Here is a 12867-nt window from a genome sequence, read left to right on the forward strand (position 1 = left end):
GCGCGGGAACTTGTTTTCCGTGCGGAACGTCCGGCTTGATATGGGGCAAATCGGCAGGCGCTGGCGGATCATCGGCGGGGTGCTGCTCGGCGTCCTCGTCATCCTGTTATCGATCGTGGCGATGTTCCCGTGGGGCGTGTTCCGCGGCATCGTCGAGCGCGAGGCGACGGAGCGCTTCGGCCGGCCGGTGACGATCGGTGCCGTCGACCGGATCGACAGCTTCGGCTTCACCCCCGTCATCGCCATTCGCGACGTGCGCGTGCCGCAGGCGGACTGGGCTGGCACCGGCGACTTTGCGCGGGTGAAGCAGGTGACGGTCAGCTTTCCGGTGTGGCCGTTGCTGACGGGCGAGTTCCGGCCGCGCGACGTGACGGCGGACGGCGTGCGGCTGGCGCTGGTTCGCGATGCCCGGAAGCGGACCAACTGGGACCGGCCGGGCAAACCGCAGGGTGGCGGCGGCTCCACCGACCTCGGTGCGATCACGATCCGCGATGCCGTCGTCAGCTATGCCGACGCCGTGCAGGACCGGCGGGCGACGATGCGGCTGACCGCCGATCCCGACGCCGGGCTGAAGGCGGAGGGCGACGGCGTCATTCGCGGTGCGCCGGTGCGGATTACCGTGAGCGGCCCCGCCCCCGTTCGCGGCCAGCCTTGGCCGTTCACCGCCGACGTGACCGGACGGGCGCTGACCATGCATGCCAACGGCAGCATGGACCGGCCGCTCGACACCGATGCGATGACGCTGGACGTGTCGGCTCGCGCGACCGACCTGAAGATGATCGACGCGGTGATCGAGGCGGGGTTGTTCCGGACCCGCTCGGTGGCGCTGACCGCGCATGTCCGGCACGATCCGACGCGGTGGACGATCACGGCGCTGAAAGGCATGATCGGCCGGTCCGATCTGCGTGGACATATGACGGTCGACAAGATCGACGGCCGATCGAAGATCGACGGCGCGCTGGTGTCGAAGCAGTTCGCGTTCGACGACCTGACGTCCCCCGAAGGACGTGCCGAGGGCATTGCGAAGGAACGCCGGATCGGGCCGCGGCTGGTGCCCGACACCCGCATCGACATCGGCAAGATCGACAACACGGACGGGCGGCTGGTGTTCAACGTCGACCAGATCGTCGGGCCAGGCGCGAATGCGCCGATTCGGTCGCTGGCGGCGACGATGACGATGGACCACCAATTGCTGACGCTGTCGCCGCTGAAAATGGTGCTGGCGCAGGGCCGGGTCACCGGTCGCGCGACGATCGACCAGCGCGGCGGCCGGCGGTCGCCGATCCTGTCGTTCGACGTCCGGCTGGACGGCGGCCGGATCGCCGGCTTCGCCGAAGACGGGCAGTTCACGGGCAAGCTCGACGGCCGTGCGCGGCTGACCGGGGTGGGCGATACCATCCGCAGCGCGATCGGCCGGTCGAGCGGCGGCATCGGCTTCGTGGTGCGCGAAGGTCAATTGCCGCAGCGTTATGCTGCCGCTTTGGGCTTCGACGCGGGCCGGGCGTTGCTGGCGGGGTCGGACGACCGCACCGGCCTGCGCTGCCTGATCGCGCGGGTCGCGGTGAAGGATGGCACCGGCCGGATCAACCCGCTGGTCGTCGACACGGCGATCAGCCAGTTGACCGGGTCGGGCACCATCGCCTTCCCGGAGGAAACGCTGGCGCTGACGATGAAGGGCGCGCCCAAGCGTGACGTCATCCTGCGCATCCCCGGCAATGCGGCGATCGCGGGGACGCTGACCGATCCCAGGATCGTCGTGCCGCGCGAGGTGAAATCGGTCGGCAACATCCTGAAAGCGATCGGTAATCGCATCACCGGGCATAGCGGGCCGGTCGCCGGGAATGCGAATTGCAACGCGCTGGCGGCGCGGGCCTTGCGGTAAGCGCGACTGCGGAAGGTTAGGCTAAGGTTAGTCCAACGCAGCTTATGGCCGAGGAGTGGATGTGGACGTTTGAAAGAGCGGGTCGGCGCGCTTCATATAGGCGGATCGGGTTCTGTAGGACAGCGCGAACGCATTCTATCGACCCTCGTCGCGCAGCGGTCGCGCCAGCAGGTCGCCGACCACCTGCGCGGCAGGGGCACCTTCCAGCAAACGACAGACCGCATCGGTAACGGGCATGTCGACGCCCGCTTCGCCCGCCGCCTGACGCAGCACGGGGGCGGTGAACGCACCCTCCGCGACGGTGCGGCGATCCTGGAGCAGTGTCGCCGCCGTTTCGCCGCGCCCCAGCCCGACCCCGAGAGAGAAGTTGCGGCTGCTGGTCGACGAACAGGTGAGGACGAGGTCGCCGAGGCCGGACAATCCCGCCAGCGTCTCCGCTCGTGCGCCGCGCGCCAGACCGAATCGCGTCATTTCCGCGAAGCCACGGGCGATCAGCGCGGCACGGGCGTTCTGGCCCAGCCCGGCCCCCTCGACCACGCCGCAGCCGATCGCGAGGACGTTCTTCACGGCTCCACCGATCTCCGCACCGATGACGTCGTTCGATGCATAGGGGCGGAAATGCGGTGCCGCGAGACGATCCATCAGTCGCGCGCGCAGCTCGTCGTCCTCGCAGGCGAGCGTCACCGCGGTCGGCAGTCCGCGGGCGACCTCATGTGCGAAAGTGGGGCCGGACAGGACGGCGATCGGCGCGGCCGGGTGCGCGGCGCGCGCGACCTCCCCCACCAGGCGGCGGGTGCCCGCCTCGATGCCCTTGGCGCACAGGATCAGCGGCGTCTGGCCGACCGGCGTCGCGGCGAGCACGGTGCCGACATGCTGCGCCGGCACGACGACGAGCAAGGCGTCGACATCGCGCATCCGAGTTGGATCGGTCGTCGCGACGATCTTCTCCGACAGCTTTATGTCATTCAGGAACAAGGGGTTGAGGTGATCGCGATTGACCGCGTCGACCACGTCGCGGCTGCGCGCCCAGAGCAGCACGTCGCGGCCGCCATGCGCAGCGACCTGCGCCAGCGCGGTGCCCCACGCGCCGCCGCCGAGCACGCCGATCCTCATGCCCGCGACCTTGTCATGCCTTCACCCCCGCACCGCGCACCGGCGGTGCCGATGGATCGAGCGGCCAGCGCGGGCGTGCCGGCATGTCGAGCGGATCGGTAAGGCCCGCGGCGAACCGCTCCACCCCCGCCCACGCGATCATCGCGGCATTGTCCGTACACAGCCACAGCGGCGGCGCGACGAAGCGGCGGCCATGCTCCGCCGCCAGCCCGGCCAGCGCGGTGCGGACGGCGGTGTTGGCGGCGACGCCACCCGCCACGACGAGCGCCTTGGCCTCCGGGGCGGCGTGGAGCGCGCGGGCGGTGCGGTCGATCAGGCATTCGACCACCGCCGCCTGGAAGGATGCCGCGAGATCCTCGGGCGAGTGATCGGCGGCGGCACGCGCGACCGCGCTTTTCAGGCCCGCGAACGAGAAATGCGGCTCGGCGGACCCCTTGAGCGGGCGCGGCAGCGGTACCGCGCGGGGGTTTCCCAGCGCCGCCGCCCGTTCGACGGCGGGACCACCGGGGAAGCCGAGGCCCAGCACCTTGGCGGTCTTGTCGAACGCCTCTCCCGCGGCATCGTCGATCGTCGTGGCGAGTCGGCGATAGCGGCCGACGCCCTCGACCAGCAGCAACTGGCAATGGCCGCCCGACACCAGCAGCAGCAGATAGGGAAAGTCGAGATCGGGGTCGGACAGCCGCGGGCTGAGCGCATGCCCCTCCAGATGGTTGACGCCGATGAGCGGTTTGCCGACCGCGTGCGCCAGCGCCTTGCCGGTGACGAGGCCGACCATGACGCCGCCGATCAGGCCCGGCCCGGCGGTGGCGGCGATCGCGTCGACATCGCCGAGCGCGATGCCCGCATCCTTGAGAGCGGCGGCGATCAGCGGCTCCATCGCCTCGACATGCGCGCGGGCGGCGATCTCCGGCACGACGCCCCCGTAAGGCGCGTGCGCCGCCTCCTGCCCCGCGAGCCGGTGCGCCAGGACACGGCGATCGTCGGTGACGAGCGCGGCGGCGGTCTCGTCGCAGGAGGATTCCAGACCAAGGATCAGCATATATGCCCTGTAGGGCGGGCAACCGGGGCGGGCAAATCCCGGTGGCCCTTGTCCCCGCCCCTTTCCCCGCGCTAACCGGCGGAAATGATCCGGTTCAGGCTCGGGACGCGGGGTTCGCCGCTGGCATTGACGCAGGCGGGAATGGTGCGCGCGGGGCTGTGCGCCGCGCACGACTGGCCGGAAGACGCCGTCGAGCTCGTCGTGATCCGCACCACCGGCGACCGCGTGCAGGACCGCGCGCTGGCGGAGATCGGCGGCAAGGCGCTGTGGACCAAGGAACTCGACCGCGCCCTGCTCGACGGTGCGATCGACGCGGCGGTGCATTCGATGAAGGATGTCGAGACGATCCGGCCGGAGGCGATCCGCATTGCCGCGACGCTGCCGCGCGCGGATGTACGCGACCGGCTGATCGGGGTCGAATCGCTCGACGTGCTGCGCCGGGGCGCGGTGGTCGGCACCAGTTCGCCGCGACGGCGCGCGCAGTTGCTGCGGCTGCGGCCAGACCTGTCGATCGTGCTGTTCCGCGGCAATGTCGAGACGCGGCTGGCGAAGCTGGCGGCGGGCGAGGTCGATGCGACGCTGCTGGCGGCGGCGGGGCTCGACCGGCTGGGGCGCAGCGATGTGGGTCATGCGATCGGCACCGACGTCATGCTGCCCGCGCCGGCGCAGGGGGCGGTCGGGATCGAAGTCCGCCGCGCCGATGCCGCGGCCGAGGCGCTGGTCGCGGCGATCGACGATTCGGCGACGCATGCCTGTGTCGCAGCGGAGCGATCGTTGCTGGCGAGCCTGTCGGCGGATTGTCACTCGCCGGTCGCGGCACTGGCGAGCCTGGCGGGCGAGACGCTGTCGCTGCGCGGGCAATTGCTGTCGGAGGACGGCGAGGAGGATGTCGTCGGGCAGGTCGAGGGCGTGCCGGGCGAGGACCTCGGCGGTGCGCTGGCCGCCGACCTGCTTGCTCGCGCGCCGGAGGCGGTGCGGCGGCTGTTCGCGGCGTGATGACGGGTGGTGGGCGACGGTGGCGCAGCAGCGCCCTGAACGTCGACGCCCTCATCAAGCTGTACGACTCCGAAGGCAGCGGCGCCACGCCGCAAGCCATTCACCGCGCCTCTGCGCATCCGCGCGGACATTCTGATCCGCGTCCAAGCGGTTTACCGATCCCCGTAGCGCGCCTCGCCTATCGGCCAGGAGCCTGACGGCATGCCGCGCCCGATCGTCGTCTTACGACCGGAGCCGGGGAACGCGGCGACGGCGACGAGGGTCGAGCAGGCCGGTCTCGTCGCCCTGAGGTTGCCGTTGTTCTGCGTAGCGGCGGTGGCGTGGACAGTGCCGGACCCAGCGCAGTTCGACGCGCTGCTGCTGACCAGCGCCAATGCGTTGCGGCATGGTGGCGAGGGGTTGGCGCGGTTGCGAGAGCTGCCCGTGGTCGCCGTGGGAGAGGCTACGGCACGGGCGGCGCGCGCGGCTGGCTTCACCGTCATGCTGACGGGCAGCGGCGATGCCGCATCGGTGACGGCGGCCACGACCGGACGCCTGCTGCATCTGGCGGGGCGCGAGCATCATGCGGTCGCGGTAGCGACGACGATCGTCGTCTATGCGACGGAGCCGTTGCCGGTCGACGGCGCACCCTTCGAGGGCAGTGTCGCGCTGGTGCATTCGGCGCGCGCGGCGGCGCGGCTGGCTGCGATAGTGGAGGGGGAAGCGCGCGAAAGCATCGTGATCGCAGCGCTGAGTCCGGCGGTCGCGGCGGCGGCCGGCAACGGGTGGCGAGCGGTCGAGGCGAGCGACATGCCCCGCGATGAGGCACTCGTCGCGCTGGCGGTGCGGCTCGCCGGTCGCGACGGTGATTGACCGCACCGCCCCGCGGCCCGATAAACGCGTGCAATGAGCAGCCACGCGCCCACCGATCCGACGCGTTCCCGCGGGCCCCGCATGGGCATCATCCTGACGCTGGTACTGCTGGCGTTTCTCGGCGGCGCGCTGCTGGTGGGGCTGGCGGTCCGGTCGGGCTGGTCGTTCGGCGGGCTGATGGCACAGCGGCAGGCGGCCGCAGCCGCGCCCACCGCCACGGGGTTCCAGCCGGCGCAACCGCTGACATCGACGGGATCGGTGCCGAACGTCGATCCGGCGACGCTGGTCACGCGCGAGGCTGCACTGGCGGGGCAACTCGCCGCGTTGGAGACGCGCGCCGCGGTGGTCGCGACGGATGCCGCCGCGGCGGGCGCGCAGGCGACGCGGGCGGAGGCGCTGATGGTCGCATTCGCGGCGCGGCGGGCGATCGATAAGGGTACGCCGCTCGGCTATCTCGAAGAGCAGTTGCGCACGCGGTTCGCGCAGGCGCAGCCCAAGGCGGTGGCGATCATCGTGCAGGCCGCGCGCGAGCCGGTGACGGCGGAGGATCTGCGTCAGGGCCTCGACGCGCTCGCCCCCGATCTGGCACGTCCAGCAAGCGAGGGGTGGTGGGCCGACCTGCGCCGCAACTTCGGCAATCTGGTGGTGCTGAGGCCGGAGGGAACGCCCTCCCCCGCCGCCGAGGAGCGGATCGCGCGGGCACGCCGCTTGCTGGACGACGGTCGCGTAGATGCGGCGCGCGCGGAAGTCGCCCGGCTGCCGGGCGCGAACGATGCCGGCGCGTGGATGAGCGCGGCGCGGCGTTGGGTGCTGACGCATCAGGCGCTCGACGTGATCGAGACGGCGGCGATCCTCGGGCAGGCGCAGGGCTTGCAGCCGCCATTGCGTGTGGTGCCGACACAGGAAGCTGCGCCGGTGGTGACGACCGAAGGCGATTGAGGGGATTTCACCCCCTTCGCCGAAACTAGACCAGGGCCCATACCGGGTTGGCGCCAAGCTTTGGAAGCATCGCCCGATCAAGCTGCCGTTTCCACCGCGCGGCGAATACGCCCGATCAAAGCCGCTCGATCAGCGCCATCGCTCCCTGCGGGGCGCGGACCTTGGCGCCGTTGATGAAGAATATGAACGTATCGCGCGGCTGTTTCGATGCGGGGTCGGGCGCGGCATAGGGCAGGCCGTCCGGCTGCTCCCCCGCCGCCCAGCGCTTGGCGGTCGTCGCCCACTCGTCCAGCGCGGCGGGTGCGTAGCCGGCGACGAAGCGCTCCTCCGCCGCCTCCAGCCGGGCATAGACGAGATCGCCCGACGCATCGGCGATCGCCGGATACTCCGTTGAGTGCGCGTAGACGATCGCGACGCCCGCCCCGCGGCACAGCGCCACGAACTCGGGGCAGGCGAAACTCTCGTGCCGGACATGCACCGCGTGTCGGAGCGCGATGCCGTCCTGTTTCGTCGGCAGCAGCTTCAGGAACGCGCCGAAATCGTCCGCGTCGAATTTCTTGGTGGCCATGAACTGCCACAGGATCGGGCCGAGCTTGTCCCCGAGTTCGACGATCCCCTGCCCCGTGAAGCGCGCGATCGACTCGCCCGCCTCCGCCAGCACCTTGCGGTTGGTGCAGTAACGCGACGCTTTCAGCGCGAAGACGAAACCGTCCGGCGTCGTGTCGCGCCACCCGGCGAAGGTCGCGGGCTTGAAGCCGCTGTAATAGGTGCCGTTGACCTCGATCGCGGTGACCTGGCCGGCGGCGTATTCCAGCTCGCGTTTGTGCGGCCACTTCTCCGGGAAGAACGTGCCGCGCCACGGTTCGTAGGTCCAGCCGCCGATGCCGACGCGGACCGCGCCTCTGCGCTGTGCTGCCTCAGCCGATCCCATGTCGCTGCCCCACATCCATCGTTCGCGATTAGCATCGGTGGGCGAGGACTGCACGCGATACCAGTGCGATCTCGGAACGCCCGCAGCCCGCCGACGAGTCTCTATTTCGGACGAAATAGAGGCATGGTAAACGGTCAAGTAACGTGCAAGTCATGGCATCGGGCTTTCAGGGGGAATAAACGATGTCGATCACTATCAAGGCCGCGATGCGGGGTGCTGTTCTGGTTGCGGGACTCATGACCGGTGCGGCTGTTCAGGCGGTGACGGTGCCCGGTGTGTATAGCACCGGGTTCGGTGCGGGCGGCGCGTCGCTGGCTGCTGGCAACGGTGTGGCGGACGCGAATTATCGCCTGACGGCAACGACATCGGCAACGCAGCCGGTCGGAACGCAGGCCGTCACCTTCTACAACTTCAATTATGCAGCAGATACCGCGACATCGCGCTGGATTTCGTACACGGCCGACACGTCGCAGATGGGCTACAACGCCAACTTCACCTTCACGACCACGTTCGACCTGACCGGGTTCAACGCTGCCACTGCGCGGCTTTCGGGCTTCGTCGGGGCTGACAACGAAGCCACGGTGCTGCTGAACGGGGTCGCGATCGGCGGCGTCTATGGCTATCGACGGGAGACGTTCACGGCGCTGACGGCGTTCTCGACGCTGGATCCGGCCCTGTTCGTCAGCGGCGTCAACCGGCTCGACGTGGTGCTGCACAACATCGATCTGATCGCTGCGGTGCGGATCGATCAACTGACCTTGACCGCCGATGCTGGGGCGGTGCCGGAGCCGGCGACCTGGGCGATGATGGTGCTGGGCTTCGGGACGATCGGCGGGGCGATGCGCCGCCGCCGGACGATGCGCCTGGCGAACGCGTAACGGGTGCGAACCATGCCGGCCATCGGGCTCGGCATGGTTCGCCCCATATGATTGTTATATCGCGTGCCCCTCGGCGTCGCGCAGCACTTCGCGGCGGCCGACATGGTCGGGGCGGCCGACGATGCCGTCCTTCTCCATGCGTTCGATCAGGCGCGCGGCGGAATTGTAGCCGATCCGCAACTGGCGCTGGAGCCAGCTGGTCGACGCCTTTTGCGATTCGCAGACGAGCTGGATCGCAGCGCGATATTGCTGGTCCTCCGCCGAATCCTCGCCGGTCGGTGCGCCCTCCAGTGCGAAGCCGTCCTCCGGCTCCTCGGTGACGGACGAGATGTAATCGGGCAGCCCCTGCCCGCGCCAGTGATCGGCCACCGCGCGCACCTCGTCGTCGCTGGTGAAGGGGCCGTGGACGCGGACGATGCCCTTGCCGCCCGGCATGTACAGCATGTCGCCACGCCCCAGCAGCTGCTCCGCGCCCTGCTCGCCCAAAATGGTGCGCGAGTCGATCTTCGACGTGACGTGGAAGCTGATGCGCGTCGGCAGATTGGCCTTGATGACGCCGGTAATGACATCGACCGACGGTCGCTGCGTCGCCATGATGAGGTGGATACCGGCCGCGCGCGCCTTCTGCGCCAGCCGCTGGATCAGGAATTCGACCTCCTTGCCGGCGGTCATCATCAGGTCGGCCAGCTCGTCGACGATCACCACGATCTGCGGCAGCACGTCGTATTCGAGCTTCTCCTCCTCGTAGATCGGCGCGCCGGTGTCGGGATTGTAGCCGGTCTGGACACGCCGGCCGAGCGGTTGGCCCTTCGCACGCGCGCCCCGTACCTTGTCGTTGAAGCCCGCGAGCGAACGCACGCCCACCGACGACATCTGCCGATAGCGATCCTCCATCGTCTCCACCGCCCATTTCAGCGCGCGGACGGCCTTGGCGGGATCGGTGACGACGGGCGACAACAGGTGCGGGATGTCGTCGTACATGCTGAGTTCCAGCATCTTCGGGTCGATCATGATCATCCGGCACTGGCTGGGTGTCAGCCGGTACAGCAGCGACAGGATCATGCAGTTCAGGCCGACCGACTTGCCCGACCCGGTGGTGCCCGCGACCAGCAGATGCGGCATCGGCGCGAGATCGGTGATGACCGGATCGCCGGCGATGTTCTTGCCCAGGATGATCGGCAGCTGCGCCGCCTGATCCTCGAACGACTGGCTGCCGACGAGTTCGTGGAGCGATACCGACTCACGCTTGGCGTTCGGCAGTTCGATGCCGATGACGTTGCGACCGGGGATCACCGCGACGCGCGCGGAGATCGCCGACATATTGCGTGCGATGTCGTCCGCCAGCGCGATGACACGACTGGCCTTGATGCCCGGCGCGGGTTCCAGTTCGTACATCGTCACGACGGGGCCGGGGCGGACTTCGATAATCGAACCCTTGACGTGGAAGTCGTCGAGCACGTTCTCCAGCAGGCGGGCGTTGCGTTCCAGCGCGGCTTTGTCGACGACGTTGCCCGACGAGGGTGGCGACGGCACCAGCAGGTCGAGCGACGGCAGCACGTAATTGTCGCGCAGGTCGAGCTGTTGCTGGCGCTTGGGCGTCGCGGCGGACACGGGCGCGAGGTTGCGGTCGGCGATCACCGGCGCCGGCCGCGGGTCCGGCTCCGCGACGGCGCGCGGCTGCACCGGCTTGCGCGTCAGCGTCAGCGGCTCCTCGTCATCCTCATCGGTCGCATAGGCGTCGATATCGTAGGGCAGGTCACCATCGGCGGGACGCGCGCGGCGGAACCGCCAGCGACGCTCGCCGAATTCGATCTCCAGGCTGCGCGCCCAGATGATTACGCCGGCAATCGCCGCGATCAGGCCGAGCGCGCGGCCCGCCCACAGCTCCGCCACAGGCTGACCGACGAACGCCAGCGCCCAGCGGATCGCACCCGCGACACCGAGCCCGACGATCCCGCCCCAGCCGGCGGGCAGCGCCAGCACCGACGCGGCCGACACGAACGCCAGCGCCGTCGCCATGAGCGCCACGCCGAGAGTCGCGCCGCGCAACATCCGCACCCAGCGACCGGCAGGCGCGTCGCGCCACAAGCGCAGCGCGACGATCGGCCCGACGGGCAGCAGCAGCGCGACGACGGGGCCGAACGCGCTCAGCATCAAATCCGCCAGCCACGCGCCGGGAAAGCCGACGAGGTTCGCCGCAGCGCCGCCGGACGCGGTGTTGATCGCCGGATCGGCGGGGTGGTAGCTTGCCAGCGCCAGCGCCAGCAAACTGGTCACGGCGAAGAGCGCCGCGGACGCGATCAACGCCCCGCTGCGCACCGCACCGGCCTTCATCGTCTCGCGCCACAGCGGCGGCTGCGCCTGGCTGGCCATCGCCTTCGTTCCCCGTCAGTATGTTCGTAGATTGCCCGGCGGAAAGCATCGGCTTTCGCGTTAACCTCGTCAAGTTGGGCGTTGCCGTCCTGTTCCTGGGCCGTCCTGTTCCCGGGCCGCCCGGGATCACGGCGCTGCGTCGCGACGATGTATGTCCCTCCCGCCGCATTTGGCGCTTGGGCCGGCGCAGCCAGCGCGGGTAAGACCCTTCGCATGCAGAACGATGTCATCATCCTCGGCGGCGGGCTGGTCGGGGCAACGCTGGCGCTGGCGCTGGACGCGCATGGCCTGACCTCCACCGTGATCGACCCTGCCGATCCGGCGGTGATGCTCGCCCCCGGCTTCGACGGTCGCGCGTCGGCGGTGGCGAGCGCGAGCCACCGGATGCTCGATGCGATCGGCGTCGGCGCGACACTGGCGGGCAAGGGCTGCGCGATCCGGCAGATCCGGGTGAGCGACGGTTTGAAGCCCGGCGCACTCGACTTCCTGCCCGATGCCGAAGACGGCGCGCTGGGGACGATGTACGAGAACCGGCTGCTGCGGCGGACCCTGTTCGAGGCGGCGCGCGACGCGAAGAACGTCTCGTTGAAGATGCAGACACGCGCGACGCAGGTCGAGCGCGGCGCTGCGGGGGTGGTCGCAACGCTGGACGACGGCAGCACCGTGCGCGCGCCGTTGCTGATCGCGGCGGAGGGGCGTCATTCACCCACGCGGGAGGCAGCGGGCATTCGCGTCGCGCGCTGGTCGTACGATCATGCCGCGATCGTCGGGGCGTTTCACCACGCGCAACCGCATGGCGATATCGCCTACGAGATCTTCTACCCGTCGGGTCCGTTCGCGTTGCTGCCGTTGCCGGACGATACGATCGGCCACCGCTCGGCGATCGTCTGGTCGGTCGCGGCGGCGCATGGGCCGGGGCTGGTTAAGCTGTCCGACCGCGCGTTCCTGGCGGAGGCGGAGAAGCGGATGGGCGGGTTCCTCGGTACGCTGTCCGCGCCCAGTCCGCGGGCATCCTATCCGTTGGGATTCCATCATGCCGGCACGATCACCGCGGAGCGGCTGGCGCTGGTGGGCGATGCGGGGCACGGCATCCATCCGATCGCCGGGCAGGGGCTGAACCTGGGCTTTCGCGATGTCGCGGTGCTGGCGGAGGTGCTGGTGGAGGCGCGGCGGCTGGGGCTCGACCTCGGCGATGCGCAGGTGTTGGCGCGGTACCAGAGCTGGCGCGGGCTCGACACGCTGGCGGTGGCGGCGGCGACGGACGGGCTGACGCGATTGTTCGGGGTGCGGGGACGCACGGCGAGCGCGGTGCGACGGTTCGGGATTTCGGCGGTCGACCGGCTGCCGCCGCTGAAGGCGCGGTTCATGGCCGAGGCGCGCGGCGAGAGCGGGCAGTTGCCGCGGCTGTTGCAGGGCGCGATGATCTGAACGGCCGGATTTAGCCAGAGTTTAACCGTCGTCGGCTATGTCGGCGGGATGACCGAGCCATCATCCGACACCCGCGAGAAGCGGAGTGGAGTCATCATCCGTGCCGCCATTGCGCGGGACGGCGCCAGCGTCGAGCGGCGGGTGCGCAATCTGTCGCCGCGGGGGGCGTGCGTCGACAATGTGCAGGATCTGGCCGCAGGCGATGTCGTGACGGTGGCGATGGGCAGCCTGCAAGGGCTGATCGCCGACGTCATGTGGGCCAAGCCGCAACTGGCTGGGTTGCGATTTCGGTCGACGGTCGATCTGGATGCCGCGCGCAAGCCCCGCGCCGCGGTATCCGCCACGGCGAAAGCGGGCTGGATGGCGGAGATGGGCAACGCCTATCGCCGGGACAGCTGAGGGCCTATCGCCGCGACCGCTGAGGGCCTATCGCCGC

Annotated in this window: 11 protein-coding genes; 7 read left to right on the forward strand and 4 right to left on the reverse strand. The window is 69.8% G+C overall.

The annotated features are described in order from the left end of the window. The first annotated feature begins 40 nt into the window (after positions 1 to 40). A complete protein-coding gene (locus AC0CH8_RS03045; RefSeq protein ID WP_465238614.1) occupies positions 41 to 1882 on the forward strand; it encodes an AsmA family protein in 1842 nt (613 codons plus the stop codon). 135 nt (positions 1883 to 2017) lie between these two features. Here AC0CH8_RS03045 and AC0CH8_RS03050 read toward each other — a convergent pair whose 3' ends face one another. Together AC0CH8_RS03050 and tsaD are read right to left on the reverse strand one after the other, a co-directional pair. Continuing rightward, positions 2018 to 2995: an NAD(P)H-dependent glycerol-3-phosphate dehydrogenase gene (locus AC0CH8_RS03050; RefSeq protein ID WP_465238615.1), complete on the reverse strand. Its 978-nt coding sequence runs from the start codon at positions 2993 to 2995 to the stop codon at positions 2018 to 2020. Positions 2996 to 3008: 13 nt separating this feature from the next. Next, positions 3009 to 4034, reverse strand: coding sequence for a tRNA (adenosine(37)-N6)-threonylcarbamoyltransferase complex transferase subunit TsaD (gene tsaD, locus AC0CH8_RS03055; protein WP_465238616.1), 1026 nt, complete (start codon positions 4032 to 4034; stop codon positions 3009 to 3011). Positions 4035 to 4118: 84 nt separating this feature from the next. Between tsaD and hemC the strand changes: the two genes are divergently transcribed. The 3 genes from hemC (at position 4119) to AC0CH8_RS03070 (ending at position 6821) form a co-directional block, all read left to right on the forward strand. Next, on the forward strand, positions 4119 to 5030 hold the full coding sequence (gene hemC / locus AC0CH8_RS03060) for a hydroxymethylbilane synthase (protein ID WP_465238617.1): 912 nt from the start codon (positions 4119 to 4121) through the stop codon (positions 5028 to 5030). Between the two features lie 201 nt (positions 5031 to 5231). Next, positions 5232 to 5882 carry a uroporphyrinogen-III synthase gene (locus tag AC0CH8_RS03065; RefSeq protein ID WP_465238618.1) on the forward strand — a complete coding sequence of 217 codons (651 nt, stop codon included), beginning with the start codon at positions 5232 to 5234 and terminating at the stop codon, positions 5880 to 5882. A 33-nt stretch (positions 5883 to 5915) separates the two neighbouring features. Then, positions 5916 to 6821, forward strand: coding sequence for a hypothetical protein (locus AC0CH8_RS03070; RefSeq protein ID WP_465238619.1), 906 nt, complete (start codon positions 5916 to 5918; stop codon positions 6819 to 6821). Positions 6822 to 6936: 115 nt separating this feature from the next. On the opposite strand, the gene AC0CH8_RS03075 is transcribed toward AC0CH8_RS03070, so the two are convergent. Further along, complete coding sequence (locus tag AC0CH8_RS03075) at positions 6937 to 7752, reverse strand: DUF72 domain-containing protein (protein ID WP_465238620.1); 816 nt, start codon at positions 7750 to 7752, stop codon at positions 6937 to 6939. Between the two features lie 182 nt (positions 7753 to 7934). Between AC0CH8_RS03075 and AC0CH8_RS03080 the strand changes: the two genes are divergently transcribed. Continuing rightward, the gene (locus AC0CH8_RS03080; RefSeq protein ID WP_465238621.1) at positions 7935 to 8630 is read left to right on the forward strand and encodes a PEPxxWA-CTERM sorting domain-containing protein; all 696 of its coding nucleotides are present in this window, start codon (positions 7935 to 7937) and stop codon (positions 8628 to 8630) included. Positions 8631 to 8684: 54 nt separating this feature from the next. On the opposite strand, the gene AC0CH8_RS03085 is transcribed toward AC0CH8_RS03080, so the two are convergent. Further along, on the reverse strand, positions 8685 to 11003 hold the full coding sequence (locus AC0CH8_RS03085) for a DNA translocase FtsK (RefSeq protein ID WP_465238622.1): 2319 nt from the start codon (positions 11001 to 11003) through the stop codon (positions 8685 to 8687). A 213-nt stretch (positions 11004 to 11216) separates the two neighbouring features. On the opposite strand from AC0CH8_RS03085, the gene AC0CH8_RS03090 reads away from it, so the two are divergent. Further along, positions 11217 to 12431: a UbiH/UbiF/VisC/COQ6 family ubiquinone biosynthesis hydroxylase gene (locus AC0CH8_RS03090; RefSeq protein WP_465238623.1), complete on the forward strand. Its 1215-nt coding sequence runs from the start codon at positions 11217 to 11219 to the stop codon at positions 12429 to 12431. A 48-nt stretch (positions 12432 to 12479) separates the two neighbouring features. Next, positions 12480 to 12830, forward strand: a complete 351-nt coding sequence (locus tag AC0CH8_RS03095; RefSeq protein WP_465238624.1) for a PilZ domain-containing protein — start codon at positions 12480 to 12482, stop codon at positions 12828 to 12830. Positions 12831 to 12867 lie beyond the last annotated feature (37 nt).

Source organism: Sphingomonas sp. AC435 (assembly GCF_979253005.1).

Bases quoted from the DNA above. Each gene is read 5' to 3' on its own strand.
- AC0CH8_RS03045 (WP_465238614.1), top strand. From the start codon at position 41: ATGGGGCAAATCGGCAGGCGCTGGCGGATCATCGGCGGGGTGCTGCTC.
- AC0CH8_RS03050 (WP_465238615.1), bottom strand. From the start codon at position 2,995: ATGAGGATCGGCGTGCTCGGCGGCGGCGCGTGGGGCACCGCGCTGGCG.
- tsaD (WP_465238616.1), bottom strand. From the start codon at position 4,034: ATGCTGATCCTTGGTCTGGAATCCTCCTGCGACGAGACCGCCGCCGCG.
- hemC (WP_465238617.1), top strand. From the start codon at position 4,119: ATGATCCGGTTCAGGCTCGGGACGCGGGGTTCGCCGCTGGCATTGACG.
- AC0CH8_RS03065 (WP_465238618.1), top strand. From the start codon at position 5,232: ATGCCGCGCCCGATCGTCGTCTTACGACCGGAGCCGGGGAACGCGGCG.
- AC0CH8_RS03070 (WP_465238619.1), top strand. From the start codon at position 5,916: ATGAGCAGCCACGCGCCCACCGATCCGACGCGTTCCCGCGGGCCCCGC.
- AC0CH8_RS03075 (WP_465238620.1), bottom strand. From the start codon at position 7,752: ATGGGATCGGCTGAGGCAGCACAGCGCAGAGGCGCGGTCCGCGTCGGC.
- AC0CH8_RS03080 (WP_465238621.1), top strand. From the start codon at position 7,935: ATGTCGATCACTATCAAGGCCGCGATGCGGGGTGCTGTTCTGGTTGCG.
- AC0CH8_RS03085 (WP_465238622.1), bottom strand. From the start codon at position 11,003: ATGGCCAGCCAGGCGCAGCCGCCGCTGTGGCGCGAGACGATGAAGGCC.
- AC0CH8_RS03090 (WP_465238623.1), top strand. From the start codon at position 11,217: ATGCAGAACGATGTCATCATCCTCGGCGGCGGGCTGGTCGGGGCAACG.
- AC0CH8_RS03095 (WP_465238624.1), top strand. From the start codon at position 12,480: ATGACCGAGCCATCATCCGACACCCGCGAGAAGCGGAGTGGAGTCATC.